Below are 22461 nucleotides of genomic sequence, written 5' to 3'. Positions count from 1 at the left end.
GACGACGGGGCTTGCTACGACTCCCGGGGGCGGAGCGAGTCGACGGCCTTCAGCACGCGGCGCCGCCGGGTGTCGGCGCCCTTCGCCTGCTCGATCGGCAGGACGAGGGCTTTCCGCCGGCTGACGGACAGGGCACCGAACGCGGCGACGAGCGCCGGGTCCACGGAGAGGGCCACGGCCAGGTCCTCCGGCACGTCGACGATGCGTTCCTCCCGGTCCGGTTCCAGCCGCACCATCACGGACTGGTCGGCTACGAGCCCGGCGCCGTTCCGATGCTCGGCACTGACGGGGATCATGGCGCGACCGTTCATGGACCCGACGGTGGTGCGATACGTATAGGTCCCGAGTGTCACCGTCACCGCGGGACGCCGGCCCTCTCCGAGTGCCGACAGCACCTCCTCCGGGATCTCGATGCCCGTGGCCGTGCGGCCCGCCGGTTCGAGGACACCCGTGAACTCCATGTGTTCCTGCCTTCCGGCCTCCGGCCCTGATCCTCGGCGACCGGCAGGACCCGCCGGTCCGTCCGGTCGTAGGGACCGAGCATAGGCCGAGGTGGCGGTACGCGACAGACCCCGGCGTGGTCCGGCAGGTTGCCGCACCTCCCTGAGTGCGTACTCTTAGCAGAATGAACAACGGCTCCTCCGACAGCACGGCCCTCTCGGCAGCAGAGCGGGATCGCACCGGGCCTGTCCGGCCCCCGACGGCCGTGCCGGTGAGCCCGAACACCGTGCCGGCCCGGGCCCGCCCGGCCGGCGCTGCGGACGCATCGGGCGCTGCCGCCGTGGACGCGGGTCCCGGGGAGGACGCGTTCGCCAATCCGCTCTACGCGCGTTTCGTCACGGACCTTCTCGGCATCGTCGCCTACGGGGAACTGTCGGGATTCGAGCGGTTGTCCTCGGACGCACGGTTCTCGCCGAGCCTCGCCGACCGCGCCGGCCTGGGCCGCCTGGCCGTGCAGGAGTTCGAGCACTTCGAGATGGTGGCCGCCTTCCTCGCAGACCTCGGCATCACCATCGAGGACGCGATGGGACCGTTCCAGGCGTCCATCGACGCCTTCCACGAGCGGACCCGCCCCGGGGACTGGTACGAGTCCCTCATGAAGGCCTATGTCCTCGACGCGTTCTCCGGCGACTTCTACCGGGCGCTGGCCGACAGCTTCGACCCGCGCACCCGCGCCCTCATCAGCGCCATCGATTCGGGGGACGGGGCGGCCCACCTGCAGCGGCGCCTGAAGGAGGCTCTCTCCGACGATCCCCGGCTCGCCTCACGCCTGGCGCTGTGGGGCCGTCGGCTCGTGGGGGAGGCCCTCACGCAGGCCCAGCGCGTGGGGATCGAGCGCGAGTACCTCGCCGGACTCCTCTTCGCCAACGAGCCGAGCCACACGCAGCACACGACGGCGCTCTTCGCGCAGCTGACCCGCAACCATTCGAGGCGCATGGGCGCCCTGGGGCTCACCGCCTGATACCCGCACCCGCACGCCGGAGGATCCCCGGCAGGGGCCTGTCACGCAGCAGGAGCATTAAACGGAAGACCCGTGGCCGACGGCGTCTGCCGTCGGCCACGGGTCCCGAGGCGGAGAGGACCCTCCCGCCCTACAGTGCGCCGAAGCCCACCCGTCGCGTCTCCTCGGCGCCGATCTCGACGTAGCCGAGGACCGACGTCGGGACGATCACCTGGCGTCCCTTGGCATCCTTGAGACGCAGCTCCGTGCCGCCGCTCATCGCCTGGGCCACGAGGTCGGCGATCGCGTCGGCGCTCTCGGAGGATTCGAGGATGATCTCGCGGTTGACGTTCTGGATACCGATCTTGACTTCCACGGCGTATGCCTCCTGTTGTGTGGGCGTGCTACTGCTTCGAAAGCTACTCTAGATCTCCTTCGGGAAACGGCTGATTCCGCGCCAAGCTAAACGGTAGATCAGCTCCGCCGCGGCATCGATGTCGAGGCTGCCCTCCGTCTCGAGCCAGTAGCGGGCGCTCACCTGCGCCATGCCTGCGAGTCCTCGGCCCAGCAGGGTGGCCTCCACCACGGACAGTTGCGTGTCACCCGCGATCACGCCCGCGATCGCACTCGCGAAGTGGGCATTGAATTCCTCGAGCCGGTCCCGGACGTCGGGCTCGTTGCCGATGTCCGATTCGAAGACGAGCCTGTGCGCCTGGCTGTCCTGCGCGATGAACTGGAAGTAGGCCCGCATGGTCGCGTGCACGCGCAGCTTGTTGTCATCGGTGGAGCGCAGCGCGTCGACGAGCAGCTGCGTCAGCTCGGCGAGGTGCCCGTCGAGCAGCGCGAGGTAGAGGTCCCGCTTCCCCGGGAAGTGCTGGTACAGCACGGGCTTGCTGACGCGCGCCGCCACGGCGATGTCGTCCATCGCGGCACCGTGGTAGCCGTTGCTCACGAAGACTTCCTGCGCCGCCGCCAGGAGCTGGCGCCGTCGCTCGTCCCGCGGCAACCGGACGGCTTTTCCTGCGGTGGACGGTTCAGCACTCACGTGAGGTGTTCCTCGGGCTCTGCGGGCGGGGGTGTCCGCCCAGTTTACCCACCGGTAGGAGGCGGCCCGCACGGGAGGGAGGGCCGCGCCGCGCGGTCGGCCCCGTGGACGGGTCGTGTGATCCGGGCGCTGCCGCGCTCGCTGGCCCGGCACGGGCGGCGCGCAATATCCTTGGGTATGAGCCCTTCCCCGTCGCCGGCTTCCGCCGGCGCCCCGGTGTCCGCACCGCCGTCCAGCCTGCCCGCGGTCCTGCCGCCGCTCGTCGAGGCGACGGGCCGCCTGTCGCAGGAGGAGACGCTGCGGTACTCGCGGCACCTCATCATCCCCGGCTTCGGCACCGAGGCGCAGCTGCGCCTGAAGAACGCACGCGTCCTCGTGATCGGTGCCGGGGGACTGGGTTCGCCGGCGCTCCTGTACCTCGCGGCGGCGGGCGTGGGGACGCTCGGGATCGTGGACGACGACGGCGTCGAACTCTCCAACCTCCAGCGCCAGGTCATCCACGGCGTGCCGGACCTCGGCCGGTCGAAGGCGGTGTCCGCGCGCGACAGCATCCTCGCGCTGAACCCGCTCGTCGACGTCGTCCTGCACGAGGAGCGGCTGGACCGCGGGAACGCGCTGGAACTCTTCGCCGGGTACGACCTGATCGTCGACGGCACGGACAACTTCGCCACCCGCTACCTCGTCAACGACGCGGCGGCGATCCTCGGCAAGCCGTACGTCTGGGGTTCCATCCTCCGCTTCGACGGCCAGGTCAGCGTCTTCTGGCAGGACCACGGCCCCACCTACCGCGACCTGTATCCGGAGGCGCCGCCGCCCGGCTCCGTGCCGTCGTGCGCCGAGGGGGGCGTGCTGGGCGTGCTGTGCGGGCAGATCGGTTCCGTGATGGTCAACGAGGCCATCAAGCTCATCACCGGGGTGGGCACCACGCTGCTCGGCCGGGTACTCGTGTTCGACGCGCTGGAGATGACCTGGCGCGAAGTGCGCGTGCGGCCCGACCCGGCGGCCCCGCCGATCACGGAGCTCATCGACTACGAGCAGTTCTGCGGCCTGCCGTCCCCGGGTTCCGCCCCGGCGCGCGAGGGGTCCGCGGAAGCGGCGCCGACGGTTCCGACGGTGACCGTCGAGGAGCTCGCCGCGCTGCTCGAGGCGCGGTCCGCCGGCAGCGCGGACTTCGACCTGCTGGACGTGAGGAACCCGGAGGAACACGCCATCGTCAGCATCGACGGCGCCGTGCTGGTGCCCAAGGACCTGATCCTGGACGGGGACGCCGTCATCGATGACAGCAGGACGCTCTACGTCCACTGCAAGTCCGGTGTCCGATCCGCCGACGTCGTCCGCTTCCTCCGCGAGCGGGGCCACCGGGACGCGACATCGGTGGAGGGCGGCATCGTCGAGTGGGTCCGGAGGATCGAACCGGAGAAGATGACCTACTGATGCGCCCGGCCCGGGCGGGCCGGCAGCCGGGATCAGGCGCTCTGCGCGGGCCGCTCGTGATCGACGGGGCAGGCGGCACCGTCGCGGTGGACGTGGAGCGGACGGGCTGCCGCAGCGGCGTCCGATGCAGCTGCCGCGGTCCGGTCCGGCACGGGAGCCTTCTCCGCGGGAACGAGGTCGATCCCGTAGAGGGCCTCGAGGGCGGCGGTGTAGTCGTCCTGGCGTCCCTCGGCCGCGAGTTCCCTGGCGCGGACGGTGGGCACGTGCAGCAGCTGCCGGACCATGCGCCGCAGGGCGAACTCGACCTCCTCGGCAGCGGCCGTGCAGCCGTGCTGGGCCCGCACCCGCTCCATCTCGGAGTCGAGGACCGCCTGGGTGTGCTGGCGGAGCGCCACGATGGCGGCGTTCATGGCGCGGGTCGTCTGCTGCTCCTCGAAGGACCGTGCAGCGTCGCGGACGAGGTCGCCGGCCTGGGCGAGGGCGTCGGCCTGCTCCTCGGGGGCAGCGGCACGGACGGATTCGAGCGTGATCAGCTCGACGTCGTCGAGGGTCCCGACCGCGGGGTCGAAGTCGTGGCTCAGGGCGAGGTCGATGACGACGAGAGGGCGGTCGCTGCCTTCACGGATCCGCTCGATGTCGGCCGCGTCGATCCGTGCATCGCTGCCGCTGCAGCCGATGACGACATCGGCCCGGCGCATCGCACCCGGCAGGTCCGCGGCCGGGACGGCGGTACCGCCGCGCGAGGCGACGAAGCCCTCGGCGCGACCGGAGGAGGAGAAGACGGAGACGTCGGTGCAGCCCCGGTCCCTCAGGGCTGCCATCGTGGCGCCCGCGTAGGCCCCGGTACCGAACAGCACGACGGACTTGCGCGACCAGTCGGCATCGGTGGAGAGGTCACCGGCGAGTTCGAGGGCCACGGAGACGATGGAGCGTCCGCGGCTGCCGAGCGCGGTCTGGGCGCCGACGTCCTTCGCGGTCTTCGATGCAGCCTGGAACAGGCGCACGAGACCGCCGCTGGCGGCTCCTGAACCCTGCGCCTCGATGAGCGCCCGGCGGACCTGCCCGGCGATCTCGCGTTCGCCGATCACGGCGGAATCGAGACCGGCGCCGACGGCGAACAGGTGCTCGGCGACGCCCTGCCCGGTGTGGGTCTCGAACGACGCGGACACGGACTGCTCGGGGATGCCGGAGTACTCGCTGATCGTCGACACGATCGCCGAGCGTGCTGCCTCGACGTCGTCCTCGGACGGCGCCTCGGCGTAGATCTCGAAGCGGTTGCACGTGGCCAGGACGACGGCCCCGGAGACGGCCCTGTCGTCGGCGAGCACGGAAGCAGGGACCTGGGGTGCCCCGACGCTGAGTCGGGCGACAGTTTCCAGGTCCACGTTCGAGTGTGTCGCAACAAGTGAAAGAAGTACCACAGCCCTCCGATCATACCGAGAACGGGTCTTCCCCACTGAATAGGCGATCCTTACTCCGCCTTGCGTCCCGCGGATTCCTGCGGGACTGTGCCCCCGGAGGGTGCGGGTGATGTTGGCCACGCACACGCGGCACGCGCGGCACCCGGTTAACGTTCCGGCCGGATCTTCGGCAGAATCGGCGGTATGGACCTTGCCGCATCGCACCCGCTGGTCGACGGACGCACGTCCGGCTCGCCCCTCATCTCCGCCTACCGCGGGCAGGCGCCGCATCGGCGACCCGTGTGGTTCATGCGCCAGGCCGGGCGGTCGCTGCCCGAGTACCGGGCGCTGCGCGAGGGCACCGACATGCTCGCCTCCTGCCTCGACCCGGAGATGGCGTCCGAGATCACCCTGCAGCCCGTCCGGCGGCACGACGTCGACGCCGGCATCTTCTTCTCGGACATCGTGATCCCGCTGAAGCTCGCCGGCGTCGACGTGGACATCGTGCCCGGGGTGGGGCCGGTGCTCGGCAGGCCCGTCCGGACCGCAGCCGACGTCGCCGCCCTGCCCGCCCTGACCGACGAGGCGCTCGAACCCATCCGGCAGGCGGTCGCCCTCACGGTGGCCCAGCTCGGTTCCACCCCGCTGATCGGCTTCGCAGGGGCCCCGTTCACGCTCGCCGCGTACATGGTGGAGGGGCGCCCGTCGCGCGACCATCTCGGTCCGCGCACCATGATGCACGCCGACCCCGACACCTGGCGCGCCCTGACCGAGTGGGCCGCGGACGCGTCGGGGAAGTTCCTGCGCGCACAGCTGGAGGCCGGGGCCAGCGCGGCCCAGCTGTTCGATTCATGGGCGGGTTCCCTCGGCCTCGCCGACTACCGTCGGCTCGTGGCCCCTGCCTCGCGTCGTGCGCTCGACCACGTCCGGGGACTGGGCGCGCCCCTGATCCACTTCGGTACGGGCACCTCGGAGCTGCTCGTGGCGATGCACGAGGTGGGCGTGGACGTCATCGGCGTCGATTACCGGCTGCCCCTCGACGAGGCCAGCAGGCGCCTCGGCGGGACCGTGCCGCTGCAGGGCAACATCGACCCGGCCCTGCTGCCCGCCCCGTGGCCGGTGCTGGAGCGGCACGTCCGCGAGGTGCTCGCCGCCGGGGCATCGGCTCCCGGCCACGTGGTCAACCTCGGTCACGGTGTCCCGCCGGACACCGATCCCGCCGTCCTGACGCGCGTCGTCGACCTCATCCACTCCGTGGAGCCGTAGCCGTGGCCCGGGGCGCCGCAGCCGCCGCCGACGCCACGGGAGGCGACGACGCCGGGACGGTCCTGCCCGGCGGTCCGCCGAAGGAACATGGGCGGCGCGCCACCGTCGTGGTGATCGGCGGCGGCATGGCGGGTCTCGTCGCTGCGCGGACACTGCGCCGGCGCGGGCTCCACGTCACCCTGCTCGAGCGGACCGGGCGCTTCGGCGGGACGGTCGACGGGCGCTCCCTCGGAGGCTTCCAGCTGGACAGCGGCGCGGAGTCCTTCTCGACCCGCTCCGCGACCGTCCCCGCCCTCGCGGCCGAGCTGGGACTCGCCGACCGCATCGTGACCCCCGACGCCACGGGTGCCTGGGTGCAGCTTCCGGGCAAGGACCTCGGCGCCTCGGCCCAGCCCCTGCCGAGTTCCGGCGTCCTCGGCATCCCCGCGGATCCGTCGGATCCGGCGATCACGGCCGTGATCGGGCGGGCCGGCTCCCTCCGGGCAGCCCTGGACAAGGTCCTGCCCGTCGGTTCCCTCGCGACCCGCAGCAGGGTCAGCCTCGGGGAACTCGTCCGTACCCGGATGGGGGACGAGGTGCTCGGACGGCTGGTGGCCCCCGTGGCGGGGGGCGTCTTCTCGGCGGATCCGGACGACCTGGACGTGGACTCCGTGGCGCCCGGCCTCCGCGCCACCATGGCCCGCCTCGGGTCGCTCGGGGCGGCAGCGGGAGCACTCCGCAAGGCCGCACCCGCCGGAGCCGCGGTCGGTGGTCTCGTCGGCGGTATCGCCCAGTTGCGGGACGCCCTCGTCGCGGAACTCAGGGCCGACGGCGCCGACCTCAGGACGGGGGAGCAGGTGAACGCCCTCGCCCGCTCGGCCGCGGGGTGGACGGTGACGACCGAGCATTCGATGCTGACCCGGCGCATACCGGCCGACGGCGTCCTCGTCGCCACGGAGGGCCGCGCCGCCGTCGACCTCCTGGCGCCGGTGATACCGGCCCTCGCGGCCGAGCGGCCCGACCCTGTACCCGGCGTCGCGCTCGTCACCCTCGTCGTCGACGTCCCGGAGCTCGACGCCCGGCCCCGCGGGACCGGAGTGCTCGTCGCACGGGGCGTGAAGGGTGTCGCCGCCAAGGCGCTCACGCACTCCACGGCGAAGTGGGCATGGCTGCGGGACCAGGCCGGACCCGGCTCGCACGTCCTGCGGCTCTCGTTCGGGCGCGTCGGGGACACCCCGGCCGACGTCGGTCTCGCCACGCCGGACGACATCCTCTACCGGCACGCGCTGGCCGACGCGTCGACCCTCCTCGGCGTCCCGATCGTCGAGGCGGACGTCCTCGACTGGGACGTGGTCCGCTGGGCGGGCGCGCTCCCTCACGCATCGGTGGGGCACCGGGAGCGGGTCGCCAGGATCCGCGGACACGTCGCCGACCGGTCGGCGTCCCTCGCCGTGACGGGCGGCTGGCTCGCCGGGACCGGACTGGTGGCCGTGATCGACGACGCCCGGGCACGCGCCGCTGCGCTCGCCGATGCGCTCGGCGGGGACGATCCTCCTACCGGAATGTGACGTTCATCTCTTCTACCCCCTGTAGAAGAAAAGGGATTCGGTTCGTCTCCGGGCGAGGGGCAGACTAGTACCCATGACTGAGTCGACAGGTAGCAACCCCGCCCACGCTCCGCAGTTGGACGGAGGGGGCGCCGAAGCCCCCGGTGAGCTCTTCTACACCCTCTGGACCGTTTTCTCGCGGGGCGCCGCGACCACCGGCTCCGATGCCCGGCAGCTCGGGGAGGTCCTCTCCTCCTTCGGGCAGGACGGCGTGGTGCTCCGCGGATTCTACGACGTCTCCGCCATGCGGGCCGACGCCGACATCCTGGTCTGGGTCCACGGGCCGCGCCCCGAAGCCCTGCAGGCCGCCGTCCGCCGCCTGCGCCGCACCGAGACGTTCGCCGGGACCCGCGTGGTCTGGTCCGCCATGGGCGTCCACCGCGACGCGGAGTTCTCGAAGTCGCACAGCCCGGCCTTCTCCCGCGGGGTGGCCCCCGCCGAGTGGGTGTGCGTGTACCCGTTCGTCCGCTCCTACGAGTGGTACATCCTGCCGCAGGACGAGCGACGCGACATGCTCATGGACCACGGCATGAAGGGACGCAAGTACCCGCAGGTCATCTCCAACACGGTGTCATCCTTCGCCCTCAACGACTACGAATGGATCCTGGCACTCGAGGCTCCCGAACTCGTGGACCTCGTGGACCTCATGCGGTACCTCCGGGAGACCGAGGCACGCCGCCACGTCCGCGAAGAGGTGCCGTTCTATACCGGCCGGCGGATCAACCCCGACGAGATTGCAGAGGTGCTCCAGTGACGACACAGGCATTCGACCCCCTCGAGGGAGTCGACGAGAACGGCCGCATGGCCCCGAAGGCGTACGACGCCGTCGTGCTCGCCTCCTTCGGCGGCCCCGAGGGGCAGGACGACGTCATCCCCTTCCTGCGGAACGTGACCCGCGGCCGAGGGATCCCCGACGAGCGCCTCGAGGAGGTCTCGCACCACTACCGTGCCTTCGGCGGGGTGAGCCCCATCAACAGCCAGAACCGCGCCCTGCGCGCGGCGATGGAGGCCGAGCTGCGCCGCCGAGGCATCGACCTCCCCGTCTACTGGGGCAACCGCAACTGGGCGCCGTTCATCGCGGACACGCTGCAGGAGGCCTACGACGCAGGCCACCGCCGTGTGCTCGCCGTCACCACGAGCGCGTACTCCTGCTACTCGAGCTGCCGGCAGTACCGCGAGGATCTCGGGATGGCCCTCGTCAGGACCGGCCTCGAAGGCCGGCTCGAGGTCGACAAGGTGCGGCAGTACTTCGACCACCCCGGCTTCGTGGAGCCCTTCGTCGAGGGCGTGACGGACGGCCTGGCCAAGGTCCGCGCCGGACTCGCCGAGCAGGGCACCCCCGACGCGCCCGTCCACATCATGTTCTCCACCCACTCCATCCCCATGGGTGACGCCGAGGCGGCTGGCCCGCGCGACGGCGAGGGGGGCCCGGCCTACGAGGAGGGCGCCTACGTCGCGCAGCACCTCGCGACCGCGCAGGCCGTGCTGGACCGCATCCCCGACGCCGCAGGCGTCGAATGGTCGCTGGTCTACCAGTCCCGGTCCGGGGCCCCGCACATCCCGTGGCTCGAACCCGACATCAGCGACGCCCTCCGCGACCGCTACGAGACCGGGACACGCGGCGTCGTGATCGTCCCGCTCGGCTTCGTCTCCGACCACATGGAGGTGGCCTGGGACCTCGACACCGAGGCGATGGAGACGTGCGGCGAGCTGGGCATCGTCGCCGATCGGGTGCCCACTCCCGGCACGCACGGCAAGTTCGTCGCGGGCCTCGTCGACCTCATCCTCGAGCGCACCATCGACGACAACATCGCCGACCGGCCGTCGGCCACCGCCCTGGGCCCCTGGTTCGACGTCTGCAGGCCCAACTGCTGCGCCAACCGCCGCGGGGAGAAGCCGACCGTCGCGGCCGCCGACTCCACCGTGGGGACGCCGCTGCCCAACCCCGGTATGTGATGGCGGCCGGCATCAGGGTCGGCACGCGGGGCAGCGCCCTCGCGATGACGCAGACGACGACGGTCGCGGAGCGCGTGGCGGGCCTCGCCGGGCTGCCGTACGAGCTCGTGCGGATCCGGACGGAGGGGGACGTCCTCAAGGGCTCCCTCTCGCAGATCGGCGGGACCGGCGTCTTCGTCGCCGCGCTCCGCGACGCCCTGCTCGAGGAGCGGTGCGACATCGCGGTGCATTCGCTCAAGGACCTCCCCACGCTGCCCGCGCTCGGGCTCACGGTGGCCTCGGTGCCCGAACGCGAGGACGTCCGCGACGCCCTCTGCGCCCGTGACGGTCTGACGCTCGCCACGCTCCCCGACGGCGCCCGCGTGGGCACGGGGTCGCCGCGTCGCGCCGCCCAGCTGCGCTCGGCCCGGCCGGGGCTCGAGGTCGTCGACATCCGCGGGAACGTCGACACGCGGCTCGGCCGCGTCGCCGGACTCGTGCCCGGCGCGCCGGGCGACCTCGACGCCGTCGTCCTCGCCGCGGCAGGACTGCGCCGGCTGGGACGCGACGCCGCCGTCACCGAACTGATCGACACCGACGTCATGCTGCCCGCGCCCGGACAGGGAGCCCTCGCGGTGGAGTGCCGCGAGAGCGAGGCGACACCGCACGTCCGGGAGGCCCTGACCTCCTACGACCACCTGCCCACGCGCCTCGCGGTGACGGCGGAGCGGGCCGTCCTGCTGCAGCTCGAGGCGGGGTGCGCCGCGCCGATCGGAGCGCTCGCACGCCTGCGGGGCGACGAGCTGGCCCTCGAGGCCGTGGTCTGCAGCCTCGACGGCCGGTCGATCCTCCGGCTCACGCGCTCGGCCCCCGCCACCGACGCCGTCGGTGCGGCGCAGCTCGGGCTCGAGCTCGCCGAGGACCTGCTCGCGGCCGGTGCCGCCGATATCGCGCCGCTGAAGGGCTGAGGCCGGGATGGCGCGGCAGCGGGTGGAGCGTCCGGTGGTCGTCCTGCGGCATCCGGCCCGGACGGTCCGGATCGCCGAGGCCCTCGGCCTGGCCGGCCTGACCGCGTACGCCCTGCCGCTCACCGACACGGAACTACCCGCCGACGCCGATGCCGTGACGGCGGCCCTCACGGCGCTCGGCGGCTACGACTGGCTCGTGGTGACGAGCGGCAACACGGTCCAGGCCCTGGAGCTGCTCGCGCGGGCGGGAGGATCGACGCTCGCCGCCCTCGTCCGGGCGGGAGCGGTGAAGGTTGCCGCGGTCGGTTCGGCCACCGCGCGCCTGCTGGCCGACGCCGGCATCGCCGTCGACCTGGTGCCCGCCGACGCCTCCTCGTCCGGGCTCGTGCGGGCCTTCCCGGTGGGCGACGGCGCCGTGCTCCTGCCCCAGGCGGACCTCGCCCCCGGCGATCTGCGGGACGGGCTGGCCGGCAAGGGCTGGTCCGTGCGCCGCGTCGACGCCTACCGCACCGTGCCCTATCCGGCCCACCCCTCCCGGCGGGTCCCGGGCGTCGAGGAGGAGGGGAGCCCGCCGCCGCTGCTCACCGTCCCCGACGTCGCCGGGCTCGCCGCGGGCGCTGTCCACCCCGCCGTCGTGTTCACGGCCCCGAGCGCCGTGCTGCAGTTCCGTGAAAGGCTGGGTGGCGAGCCGCTCGCCTTCCTCCCCGTCGCGATCGGGCGCACGACGGCCGCAGCCCTGCGCTCGCAGGGCTGGGCACCCGCCGCGACCGCCGCGGAGCCGACGCCGCAGGGGATCACGGCGGCCGTCGAGGAAGCCTTCTCACGCGGCGAGGCGACACACCGCGCACCACTGAACGGAGATCGACCATGAGCTTCCCCCAGCACCGGCCCCGCAGGCTGCGCTCCACACCCGCGCTGCGGCGCATGGTGGCCGAGTACCGCGTCCACCCGTCGGAGCTGATCCTGCCGGCCTTCATCCGGGAGGGCCTCACCGAGCCCTCGCCCATCCTCTCCATGCCCGGCGTCGTGCAGCACTCCACGGACTCCCTGAAGCGTGCGGCGGCCGAAGCGGCGGAGCGGGGCGTGGGCGGCATGATGCTGTTCGGCATCCCCGCACACCGGGATGCGACGGGCAGTGCGGGTATCGATCCCGACGGCGTCCTCAACCGGGCCATCGCCGACGTCCGCGCCGAGGTCGGCGACTCGCTCGTCGTGATGAGCGACGTCTGCCTCGACGAATTCACGGACCACGGGCACTGCGGCGTGCTCGCCGAGGACGGCTCGGTCGACAACGACGCCACGCTGACCCTCTACGCGCAGATGGCGGTCGAGCAGGCGAACGCGGGCTCCCACGTCCTCGGCCCGTCCGGCATGATGGACGGCCAGGTGGCCGTCATCCGCCAGGCGCTGGACGAAGCCGGCCACCAGGACACCGTCGTGCTCGCCTACGCCGCGAAATACGCCTCGGCGTTCTACGGTCCGTTCCGCGAGGCCGTGGACTCCCAGCTGCAGGGGGACCGCCGGACCTACCAGATGGATGCCGCGAACCGGCGCGAGGCGCTCCTCGAGGTGGAGCTCGACATCGAGGAGGGCGCCGACATGGTCATGGTGAAACCGGCCATGAGCTACCTCGACATCCTCGCCGACGTCGCCGCCATGTCCCCCGTGCCCGTCGCGGCGTACCAGATCTCGGGGGAGTACGCGATGATCGAGGCCGCCGCGGCGAACGGCTGGATCGACCGCCGTCGCGCCATCGAGGAGTCCGTCCTCGGCATCAAGCGCGCCGGCGCGCAGACGATCCTGACCTACTGGGCCTCCGAGCTGGCGCTCTGGCTCGACGAGAAGAACTGAGGAATCCTCCATGACACCATCCCCGACGATCTCGGACACCCTGTACGAGCGCGCCCGAGCGCTCATGCCCGGCGGGGTCAACTCCCCGGTGCGGGCCTTCGGCTCGGTCGGCGGGACCCCCCGCTTCCTCGTGGACGCGCACGGCGCCTACGTCACCGACGCCGACGGGCAGGAGCACGTGGACCTCGTGTGCTCCTGGGGCCCGGCGCTGCTCGGACACTCGCACCCCGACGTCATCGCCGCGGTCCACCGCGCCGTCGACCACGGGCTCACCTTCGGCGCCTCGACGCCCGCCGAGGCCGACCTCGCGCAGCTCGTGAAGGAGCGCGTCCCCGCCGTCGAGCTCCTGCGCATGGTCTCCACCGGCACCGAGGCCACCATGACAGCGGTCCGCCTGGCACGCGGCTTCACCTCGCGCAACCTCGTCGTGAAGTTCGCCGGCTGCTACCACGGCCACGTCGACAGCCTCCTCGCCTCGGCGGGTTCGGGTGTCGCGACGCTCGCGCTGCCCGGCTCGGCAGGGGTCACGGAGGCCACGACGGCGGAGACCCTCGTACTGCCGTACAACGACGTCGAGGCCGTCGAGGCGGCTTTCCGGACGCACGGCGAGCACATCGCCGCGGTCATCACGGAGGCGGCACCGGCGAACATGGGCGTCGTGACGCCCGCACCCGGCTTCAACGCGTTCCTGAGCCGCATCACCACGGAGTACGGTGCGCTGTTCATCGTCGACGAGGTCATGACGGGCTTCCGCACGCACGCGGGCGGATACTGGCGGCTCACGGGCGGGGCCGACGGCGCCGAGCACCCCTGGACACCGGACCTCCTGACCTTCGGGAAGGTCATCGGCGGCGGTATCCCGGCGGCCGCGCTCGGCGGGCGCGCCGACGTCATGAACTACCTGGCGCCGATCGGGCCGGTCTACCAGGCCGGCACGCTCTCGGGCAATCCGATCGCCATGGCTGCGGGCGTGGCCACCCTGACGGCGGCGACCGACGACGTGTACCGCCACGTCGACGCCCGCTCGCTCGAGGTCGGCGATGCCCTCTCGGCGGAACTCTCGAAGGCCGGCGTCGACCACTCCATCCAGCGCGCCGGGAACCTCTTCAGCGTCGCATTCGGCACCGCGGAGCACGGGGTCCGGAACTACGCCGACGCCCAGGGGCAGGAGGCGTTCCGTTACGGGCCGTTCTTCCACGCCATGCTCGACGCGGGCGTCTACCTGCCGCCGTCCGTGTACGAGGCCTGGTTCCTCTCGGCGGCGCACGACGACGCCGCGATGGAACGCGTGCACGCAGCCCTTCCCGCCGCGGCGAAGGCGGCTGCGGCGGCCGTCCCGGTCGACTGACGCCGGGAAGGTCGCGCCGGGACCACCTCGCACGACCACCCCGCGATCACCCCGGGTTGGTGACCGGCGCCGTCCCGAGGGACGGCGCCGGGAGCCCGGCGGACGCGGGCGGACCGGCAGGACCTGCCGGGCCCGTCACGCCACCACCGGGATCCTCCGGCGACCCGATGACGGGCCACGCCCGTTCGATCACGGCGTCGGGGTCCGTCCGCCGCAGGTACTCCTCGAAGCTCGCCGCCTGGCGGTCGGCCCACACCACCAGGGACGCATGGAGATCGGTCGCCGGGCGCTGGAGGAACGCGTACCGGTCGGCGAGGATCCGCCCCACCTCCAGCGTCGCGAGCACGTCCGCCGCGGAGGTGTGGGCATGCTCGAACCGGATGCCGTAGTGCTCGCACACTGCCGTCAGCGTCCTCTTCCCGCGCCGGTACCGGTCCGCCTGCTTGTCCATGACATACGGGTCGATCACGGGCGAGGGGCGCGGGACGTCCACCGAGTAGCGGCGTCCTTCCTGCTCGAGCACCGTGAAGTCGTACCGCGCGTTGTAGGCCAGCACGGGGACGCCGTCGCCGAAGAGGCGCGCGAGGACCGCCGCGATACCCTGCACCACGTCCGCCGCGGGGAGCCCGTGGGCGCGTGCGTGGGCCGTGGAGATGCCGTGGATCGCAGCGGCACCGTCCGGGATCCCGACCCCCGGGTCCGCCAGCCACTCGTGATGTTCGAGCACGCCGCCGTCGCCGTCGACGAGGACGATCGTCGCGGTGACGATCCGCGCCGACAACGGATCACGTCCCGTCGTCTCGAGGTCGAAGGCCGCCCTCGGTCCCACGTGCCAGCTGGTCATGGGACCACCGTACTGGCGGGCTCCGACCAATTGGGGCTCCTCGACCGCAGGCCCGGCTAGGGTGGGGCCCATGCAGGCTCGAGGTGCGGACGTCCGGGACTCCCTGCGGCAGGCTGCCGTCGCGCAGGGACGCGCGCCTTCGCCCCGGGTCGATCCCGATGCCTACACGGACGCCGTCCTCGCCGTCACCGAGATGATCCCCGCGGCCCGCGTCCTGACGTACGGGGACATCGCGGAACTCCTCGACTGCGGTGGTCCCCGCCAGGTCGGCAGGGCCCTGTCCCGCAGTACGCGGGACGTCCCGTGGTGGCGGGTCCTCCGCGCCGGAGGCCACCCGCCCCGCGGGTTCGCGCAGGATGCGCTGCGCCGCTACGAGGACGAGGGTACGGCCCTGTCCGTGCCGCCGGGATCCGCGGGCGCCGAGCAGTACCGCGTGGACCTCCGGAAGGCACGCTGGTGGCCCTCCGAGGGGGACCAGTCCCGCATGGCGGAGCTCGGCGCGTCGCTCCGGCAGCCCGGGCGGTAGCGGCACCCGTTGCGCTGTCGCTGATTGTCCGAGGCATGTGATGGTCTTGAGTCATGACCAGTACTCTCTCCGACGCCTCGTCGGCGGCCGCCCCCCTCCCGGGAGGCACGCCGCCGTCCACGCGGGGATACGATGCCGTCCTCGCGTCGCTCGAGGTGCGTCCCGGTCAGGTCCTCGTCCTCGGCGCCCCCGGCAGCGGGAAGTCCTCCCTCCTCACCGATCTCGCCGTCCGCCGCATCGAGGCGGGGGCCGTGGACCCCGAGGGGCTCCTCCTCCTCGCACCCACGCGCGCCGCCGCCACCCGCCTCCGGGACGAGCTGACCGCGAAGCTCGACCGCAGCATCAGCACCGCGCCCGCGCGCACGTGGGCGTCCTACGCCTTCGACCTCATCCGCCGGGCCAGGGCGGAGGGGCGTACACCCCTGCTCACGCGGGCGCCGAGGCTCCTGTCCGGTGCCGAACAGGACCTCATCATCAAGGAACTCCTCGCCGGACACGGCCGCGACGGCGCCGCCGCCCCCGACTGGCCGTCGGGCCTCGCCCTCGCGCTGCCGACCCGCGGATTCCGGCAGGAGATGCGGGACCTCTTCGACCGTGTCAGCGAGTACGGGGTGCAGGCCGACGACCTCGCCGCCTGGGGGCACCGGTTCGACCGCCCGGACTGGGTCGCGGCGGCAGCACTGTACCGCGAGTACCGCGATGTCCTGGACCTCCGGATGCCCGAGGCCTTCGACCCGGCCGGCATCCTCACGGCCGCCCGGGAGATCCTCGAGACGGACCAGGACTTCCTGGACCGGGAACGGGAGCGGCTGCAGCTCGTCCTCGTCGACGACTACCAGGAGGCGAACCCCGCCGTCCATGCCCTGCTGGGACTCATCGGTGCGGGCAACGACGTCGTGGTCACGTCCTGCCCGGATACCGTCGCGCAGGGTTTCCGCGGCGCCCGCCCCGAGCTGACCGGCCGGCTGTCCACCCTGTTCCGTCGCGGGGACGGCCTGACCACGGTGACCCTGCCGGGATCGCTGACCATGGGGGACCGGCTCGCGGAGGCATGGGGCAACGTGGCGGCCCGGATCGCCACCACCGGCGTCAGCACCGCGTACAGGACGCCGGGCGGCGCCGCGCCGGGCCGTCGGCCGGGCGGACGGTTGGACGGACGGCTGGACGGAGGACCGGACGGGCAGCAGGGAACCCGGGAGGGCGACCCGGCGGACCCCCTGCAGGCCGGCCGCACGGAGCGCGGGGCGACCGTGTCCGCCCACGTGCTCGACAGCGCGTTCCACGAACAGAGATTCCTCACCCAGAGGGTGCTGGAGGCCCACCTGTTCGGTGGTCGGAGCCTCGACGACATGGCGGTGATCGTGCGGAACGGGGCGCAGGTGAGCGCTGTGCAGCGCTTCCTGACAGCGCAGGGCATCGCCGTGAATGTGCCGGCCGCCGAGACGGCCATCCGCGAGGAACCCGCCGTCCGGCCCCTGCTCGACCTCTACGCCGTCGTCGTGGGAAGGGCGGAGCTGGACACGGAGCTGTGCATCTCGCTGCTCACGTCGCGGATCGGCGGGGCGGGAAGCCTCGACCTCCGGCGGCTGCGCCAGGTCCTGCGGCGCACGGAGCTCCAGCAGGGCGGCGGCCGCACGAGCGACGAGCTCCTCGCTGCCCTGTTCTCCGCGCCCGAGGAGATCGCCGCGCTGCCGACGGAGGGGGCACCCGTCCGCCGGCTGCACCGCATGCTCGAGGCGGCGCGCGACGCGATCGCGGATCCTGGACGCGACCCGGAGACGGTTCTCTGGGCGCTGTGGTCGGCGTCCGGGCTCGCCCAGCAGTGGTCGTCCGCGGCATTGTCGGAAGGGCCGTCCTCGGCACGCGCGGATCGGGACCTGGACGCGATGATGGCCTTGTTCACCACGGCGGAGCGCTTCGTCGAGCAGATGCCCGGCGCCGACCCGGAACTCTTCCTCGACTACATCCTCAGCCAGGACATCCCCATGGACACGCTGACGCAGCGCACCACGCGCCATGCCTCGGTCTCGGTCCTCACCCCCGCGAGTGCCGCCGGCCGGCACTGGCCGTTGGTGATCGTCGCCGGCGTGCAGGACGGCGTCTGGCCGAACCTCCGGCTGCGAGGGGAACTCCTCGGGTCGGGGGAGCTGCGCGCCCTGCTGGACCACGGCGAGTCCTTCCGCAGCACGCGGGACCCGGTGTCGCTGCTGCAGGACATCCGCTTCGACGAGCTGCGGACCTTCTCCCTCGCGGTGTCCCGGGCGACCGAGGAACTCGTCTGCTGCGCCGTCTCCTCGCAGGACGAACAGGCCTCCCAGTTCCTCGACGTGCTCGACCCCCTGCCGGTGGGCGTCGCCGAGCGGCCACGCACCGAGGTGCTGCGGCCCCTCACCCTCCGCGCTCTGGTCGCCGAACTCCGCAAGTTCGCGCAGGACACCCAGGCCGGCCCCGCCCTCTCCCGCGAGGCGGTCCAGCACCTCGGGCGCATGGCGGCCCTCGAACCGCCGGTGCCGGGCGCGCACCCGGCGCAGTGGTGGGGTGTGCTCGCGATGAGCAGCGAGGAGCCCGTGGTGCCACCGGACCAGCCGGTCCCCGTCTCGCCCTCCAAGGTGGAGTCGGTCCTCACCTCGCCCCTGAGCTGGTTCGTCTCGGCGGCCGGAGGGGAACGGACCACCGACTTCGCCCGGTCCCTCGGCACCCTCGTGCACCAGATCGCGCAGGACCTCCCCGAGGCGACCGGCAACGAGTACGTCCGCGAACTGGAACGGCGCTGGCCGCAACTGGGCATCAGGGACACGTGGGAGGGGCGGGCCGACTTCCGGCGCGCCGAGAGCATGGTGCGCAAGCTCGCGGCGTACGTGCTGTCGATGCGGAAGGCAGGGCGGACCCTGGCGGCCACCGAGGTCGACTTCTCGGTGGACCTCGATGTGCGGCTCGACGGGGCGGAACGGGTCGCGCGGCTGCGCGGCCAGATCGACCGGCTCGAGCTCGACGCGGAGGGCCGGTTCGTCGTCGTCGACCTGAAGACCGGCAAGAGTGCACCACTGGGCGCGGAGATCGCGCGCCACCCGCAGCTCGCCGCCTACCAGACCGCCGTCTCCGAGGGTGGGCTGCAGGACGCCGTCGCTGCGGACGGGACGGCACTGGTGGATGCGTCGGGGGCTCCGGGCGGTGCGTCGCTGGTCCAGCTGGGCAAGGACTCCAAGACCGTGTCCATCCAGGAGCAACCCCCGGTGCGTCCCGAGGACACCTGGGCGAGGACGATGATCGAGGACGCCGCGGCGCTCATGGCCGCCGCGACGTTCGACACCATCCACGATCCGCGGCGCTCAGGGTTCGGCGGCAGCGGCTGCCGACTGCCCGAGATCTGCCCGCTGTGCGAAGAGGGCAAGCAGGTGACCCAGTAGTGGCGTCCGGGACAGCGACCGCACGATACTCGGCCCGGGCGCTCGCGGAGCTGCTGCACACCGAGTCCGATGCCGCCGTACCGTATCCCACCGAGGACCAGGCGCGGGTGATCGAGGCGCCGCTGGAACCGCTCCTCGTCATCGCCGGCGCCGGATCCGGGAAGACGCGGACGATGGCGGACCGGGTCGTCTGGCTCGTCGCGAACGGCCTCGTGCGTCCCGAGCAGATCCTCGGCGTCACCTTCACGCGGAAGGCGGCCGGAGAGCTCGCTTCGCGGGTCCGGCAACGCCTGGCGCAGCTCTACGCGGCGCTCGAGCGGGACGACGCCGCCCCGGCGGGAGGGGACTCCCTCGACCGGCTCGACCCGGCCATCTCCACCTACCACTCGTTCGCCAACGGGATCGTGCAGGACTACGGGCTGCGCATCGGCGTCGAACGCGACTCCGTGATGCTCGGCACGGCCCAGGCCTGGCAGCTCGCCTCCACCGTGGTCGAGACGTTCGACGGCGAATGGGAACACCTCAGGGCCGCGAAGAGCACGCTCGTGAAGGCCGTCCTCGACATGGCGGGGGAGTGCGCGGAGCATCTGGTCAGCCCCGCCGCCGTCCGCGCCGAGCTGCGCCGCCACCTCGAGTACGTCACCGCCCGGCCGTACGTGGCGGGCTCCGCGAAGGCCGGCACCCAGGAGGCGTCCAGGCTCCTCAACAAGCTGCGCACCCGCGTCACGGTCACCGAACTCGCCGAGCGTTACGCCGCCGCGAAGCTCACGCGCCGGCAGCTCGATTTCGGGGACCTCGTGTCCCTCGCGGCGAGGATCGCCCGGGACATCCCCGAAGCGGGTCTGATGGAACGCGAGAAGTACAAGGTCGTGCTGCTCGACGAGTTCCAGGACACCTCGCACGCGCAGATGGTGCTGTTCTCGCGGCTGTTCGCCGACGGGCGCTCCGTCACGGCGGTCGGCGATCCGCACCAGTCCATCTACGGCTTCAGGGGCGCTTCGGCCGGTCAGCTCGCCACCTTCCGCACGGCTTTCCCGCGAGTGGTCGGGGCCGGACGCGCGCCGTCGGACGTCGCCCACCTGTCCGTGGCCTGGCGGAACTCGACGTCGATCCTGGAGGCCGCGAACAGGGTGTCCGCGCCCCTGAACGTGCCGGCCCCGTGGCTCCGCAACACCGCGGTCCAGCAGGTACCCGGGCTGGTGGCGCGTCCGAAGGCGCCGCTCGGAGAGGTGACGCTCGGGCGTTTCCTCACCGACGCCCCGGTCAGCACCGCCGAGCCGCTGTCCGACGGGAAGCCACTGACGGGTCCCGCTCCGGCGCTGAGCGAGGCCGAGGCGATCGCCCGGGAGGTCCTGCGCCAGCGACGGCGCAGCTTCGAGACCGACGACGCCGGCGACCCGCTGCGCCCGACCATGGCCGTGCTGTGCCGTGGGCGCAAGCAGTTCGACCCGATCCGACGGGAGCTGGAGCGCGCAGGCGTACCCGTGCAGGTCGTGGGCCTCGGCGGGCTGCTGCGCACACCCGAGATCGTGGACCTGCTCGCCACCCTGAGGGTCCTCGGCGACCCCGACCGGTCGGACGCGATGCTGCGGCTGCTCTCCGGCGCGCGATGGCGTCTCGGTCCGTCCGATCTCATGGCGCTCGGCGACTGGTCGCGGCAGCTCGCCCGGACGCGGGAGGCCATGTTCCGCCGCGGTGCCTACGCGGGGGAGGAGCTCGACGACGAACAGGCCGAGGCCGCGGTCGTCGCCCCCGACCTCGCGGAGTCTGGCAGCCTCGTGGAAGCCGTCGACTACCTGCCCCCGGCGGACTGGGTGTCGTCGTCGGGCCGGTCGCTCGGCGACGTGGCGCGCCGGCGGCTCGACACTCTCCGGAGGGAACTGCGGGGCCTCCGCAGTTTCGTCGGCGACGACCTCGGCACCATGATCGGGGAGGTCGAGCGCACCATCCTGCTCGACATCGAGGTGGCGGCGAAGCCGGGGGTGACCATCCACGAGGCGCGCCGGAACCTGGACGCCTTCACGGAAGCCGTCGCGGGGTTCGTGTCCTCCGCCGAGCGGGTCGACCTGCCGGCATTCCTGGCCTGGCTCGAAGCGGCCGACCAGGAGGAGGACGGGCTGCCCGTGACGCAGCTCGAAGCGAGCAGGGACGCGGTGCAGCTGCTGACCGTCCATGCCTCGAAGGGGCTGGAGTGGGACGTGGTCTTCGTACCCGGCCTCAACGACGGATCGTTCCCCAGCGGCAAGGACTCCCGCTGGAGCAGCGGTGACGCGTCCATCCCCTGGCCCCTGCGCGGCGACGCCGCCGAGCTCCCCCAGTGGGACTGGGAGCAGCAGGACCAGAGGGAATGGCTGTCGAGCGAGAAGGAGTTCACCGACGAGGCGAGGGCTCACGCGGAACGGGAGGAACGCCGGCTCGCCTATGTCGCCTTCACCCGTGCCAAGCATTCGCTCGTCTGCACGTCGTCCGCGTGGGGCGGGGGGAGGTCCCGGCCGTCCGGGGCGTCGTCCTACCTCCTGGACCTGGTGCACCTGGCCGAATCGCAGGCCGCGGGGTTCACCCTGCCGTACTGGCTCCCCGACGACGACGAGGGGGACGCCAACCCCGCGAACGCGCGTCCCGACCGCGGCACGTGGCCGTTCGACCCGCTGGGCGCGCGCCGCCCGTCGATGGAGCGTGCTGCGCAGGCGGTCCTCGAGCAGGCTGCGGCGCCGGCCCTCGAGGACGAGGACGGTGGCCGCTGGGGACGCGAGGTCCGGCTCGCGCTGGCCCGGCAGGCACGCGAACGGGAGCGCATGCCGCTCGCACTCCCCTCGCACATCTCCGCCTCGACGCTCGTGGAGCTGCGCGAGGACCCCGGTGCCGTGATGCAGCAGCTGCGGCGCCCGCTGCCGCGGCGGCCGGGCTCGGCCGCACGCAAGGGCACGGCGTTCCACGCCTGGATCGAGGAGTTCTACGGGTCCAGCGGCATGCTCGATCTCGGCGAGTATCCGGGCGGGGCGGACGCCTACGTGGACGAGACGCTCGGACTGAAGGACATGGCGGCGATCTTCGAGCAGTCCGAGTGGGCGCTGCGCGAGCCGGCTGCCATCGAGGCCCCGATCGAGACGAGGATCGGCGGCATCGTGGTGCGCGGGCGCATCGACGCGGTGTTCCGCGACGCCGACGGCGGCTGGGACCTCATCGACTGGAAGACGGGACGGCCGCCCGCTCCGGACCGGCGCGCGGCCAAGGCGGTGCAGTTGGCGGTCTACCGCCTCGCCTGGTCACGCCTGAAGGACGTGCCGCTCGAGACGGTGAGGGCCGCGTTCTTCTACGTGGCGGACGACCTCGTGGTACGGCCGCACGACCTCGCCGACGCGGCGGAGCTCGAGGAGATCATCCGGGCCGCCGACACGGCGGCGGGCTGA

18 protein-coding genes are annotated in these 22461 nt (G+C 72.6%); 13 read left to right on the top strand and 5 right to left on the bottom strand.

Annotated features, from left to right (window positions below):
• Positions 1 to 14 precede the first annotated feature (14 nt).
• Entirely contained in the window at positions 15 to 461 is a 447-nt protein-coding gene (locus CXQ97_RS01915; protein WP_104179136.1) for a YdeI/OmpD-associated family protein, read from the bottom strand.
• Between the two features lie 164 nt (positions 462 to 625).
• Between CXQ97_RS01915 and CXQ97_RS01910 the strand changes: the two genes are divergently transcribed.
• Positions 626 to 1462, top strand: coding sequence for a ferritin-like fold-containing protein (locus CXQ97_RS01910; RefSeq protein WP_104179135.1), 837 nt, complete (start codon positions 626 to 628; stop codon positions 1460 to 1462).
• Between the two features lie 130 nt (positions 1463 to 1592).
• On the opposite strand, the gene CXQ97_RS01905 is transcribed toward CXQ97_RS01910, so the two are convergent.
• Both CXQ97_RS01905 and CXQ97_RS01900 read right to left on the bottom strand, forming a co-directional pair.
• A complete protein-coding gene (locus CXQ97_RS01905; protein WP_104049548.1) occupies positions 1593 to 1817 on the bottom strand; it encodes a DUF3107 domain-containing protein in 225 nt (74 codons plus the stop codon).
• Positions 1818 to 1865: 48 nt separating this feature from the next.
• Positions 1866 to 2486, bottom strand: a complete 621-nt coding sequence (locus CXQ97_RS01900) for a TetR/AcrR family transcriptional regulator (protein ID WP_104179134.1) — start codon at positions 2484 to 2486, stop codon at positions 1866 to 1868.
• Between the two features lie 177 nt (positions 2487 to 2663).
• Here CXQ97_RS01900 and moeB point away from each other — a divergent pair, with 177 nt between their 5' ends.
• Complete coding sequence (moeB, locus tag CXQ97_RS01895) at positions 2664 to 3920, top strand: molybdopterin-synthase adenylyltransferase MoeB (RefSeq protein ID WP_104179133.1); 1257 nt, start codon at positions 2664 to 2666, stop codon at positions 3918 to 3920.
• Positions 3921 to 3952: 32 nt separating this feature from the next.
• On the opposite strand, the gene CXQ97_RS01890 is transcribed toward moeB, so the two are convergent.
• Positions 3953 to 5341: a glutamyl-tRNA reductase gene (locus tag CXQ97_RS01890; protein ID WP_104179132.1), complete on the bottom strand. Its 1389-nt coding sequence runs from the start codon at positions 5339 to 5341 to the stop codon at positions 3953 to 3955.
• A gap of 183 nt (positions 5342 to 5524) precedes the next feature.
• Here CXQ97_RS01890 and hemE point away from each other — a divergent pair, with 183 nt between their 5' ends.
• The 8 genes from hemE to hemL all read left to right on the top strand — a co-directional run bounded on the left by hemE (position 5525) and on the right by hemL (position 14274).
• Entirely contained in the window at positions 5525 to 6586 is a 1062-nt protein-coding gene (gene hemE, locus CXQ97_RS01885) for a uroporphyrinogen decarboxylase (protein WP_104179131.1), read from the top strand.
• Positions 6587 to 6588: 2 nt separating this feature from the next.
• Positions 6589 to 8133 (top strand): protoporphyrinogen oxidase, encoded by a 1545-nt coding sequence (hemG, locus tag CXQ97_RS01880; protein ID WP_306739474.1) that lies wholly within the window; start codon positions 6589 to 6591, stop codon positions 8131 to 8133.
• A 73-nt stretch (positions 8134 to 8206) separates the two neighbouring features.
• Positions 8207 to 8926: a hydrogen peroxide-dependent heme synthase gene (hemQ, locus tag CXQ97_RS01875; protein WP_104179130.1), complete on the top strand. Its 720-nt coding sequence runs from the start codon at positions 8207 to 8209 to the stop codon at positions 8924 to 8926.
• A gap of 47 nt (positions 8927 to 8973) precedes the next feature.
• Positions 8974 to 10128: a ferrochelatase gene (locus CXQ97_RS01870; RefSeq protein WP_104179363.1), complete on the top strand. Its 1155-nt coding sequence runs from the start codon at positions 8974 to 8976 to the stop codon at positions 10126 to 10128.
• Positions 10128 to 11075: a hydroxymethylbilane synthase gene (hemC, locus tag CXQ97_RS01865; protein WP_104179129.1), complete on the top strand. Its 948-nt coding sequence runs from the start codon at positions 10128 to 10130 to the stop codon at positions 11073 to 11075. The genes CXQ97_RS01870 and hemC overlap by 1 nt, the downstream gene beginning before the upstream one ends.
• A gap of 7 nt (positions 11076 to 11082) precedes the next feature.
• Positions 11083 to 11946, top strand: coding sequence for a uroporphyrinogen-III synthase (locus CXQ97_RS01860; protein ID WP_104179128.1), 864 nt, complete (start codon positions 11083 to 11085; stop codon positions 11944 to 11946).
• Positions 11943 to 12926: a porphobilinogen synthase gene (gene hemB / locus CXQ97_RS01855; RefSeq protein ID WP_104179127.1), complete on the top strand. Its 984-nt coding sequence runs from the start codon at positions 11943 to 11945 to the stop codon at positions 12924 to 12926. The genes CXQ97_RS01860 and hemB overlap by 4 nt, the downstream gene beginning before the upstream one ends.
• A gap of 10 nt (positions 12927 to 12936) precedes the next feature.
• Positions 12937 to 14274 carry a glutamate-1-semialdehyde 2,1-aminomutase gene (gene hemL, locus CXQ97_RS01850; RefSeq protein WP_104179126.1) on the top strand — a complete coding sequence of 446 codons (1338 nt, stop codon included), beginning with the start codon at positions 12937 to 12939 and terminating at the stop codon, positions 14272 to 14274.
• Between the two features lie 46 nt (positions 14275 to 14320).
• Here hemL and CXQ97_RS01845 read toward each other — a convergent pair whose 3' ends face one another.
• Positions 14321 to 15118 (bottom strand): 3'-5' exonuclease, encoded by a 798-nt coding sequence (locus CXQ97_RS01845; RefSeq protein WP_104179362.1) that lies wholly within the window; start codon positions 15116 to 15118, stop codon positions 14321 to 14323.
• 70 nt (positions 15119 to 15188) lie between these two features.
• Between CXQ97_RS01845 and CXQ97_RS01840 the strand changes: the two genes are divergently transcribed.
• Genes CXQ97_RS01840 through CXQ97_RS01830 form a run of 3 tightly spaced genes read left to right on the top strand, consistent with a single transcriptional unit; the run spans position 15189 to position 22461 of the window.
• Complete coding sequence (locus tag CXQ97_RS01840; protein ID WP_104179125.1) at positions 15189 to 15644, top strand: MGMT family protein; 456 nt, start codon at positions 15189 to 15191, stop codon at positions 15642 to 15644.
• Between the two features lie 53 nt (positions 15645 to 15697).
• Positions 15698 to 19051, top strand: a complete 3354-nt coding sequence (locus tag CXQ97_RS01835; protein ID WP_104179124.1) for an ATP-dependent DNA helicase — start codon at positions 15698 to 15700, stop codon at positions 19049 to 19051.
• Positions 19051 to 22461, top strand: coding sequence for an ATP-dependent DNA helicase (locus CXQ97_RS01830; RefSeq protein WP_181034943.1), 3411 nt, complete (start codon positions 19051 to 19053; stop codon positions 22459 to 22461). The genes CXQ97_RS01835 and CXQ97_RS01830 overlap by 1 nt, the downstream gene beginning before the upstream one ends.

It is taken from the genome of Arthrobacter sp. B0490, assembly GCF_002929355.1.
GTDB lineage: Bacteria > Actinomycetota > Actinomycetes > Actinomycetales > Micrococcaceae > Arthrobacter_D.
Note: the sequence above shows the minus strand (reverse complement) of the source record. Positions and strands in the feature narration are given on the sequence as shown.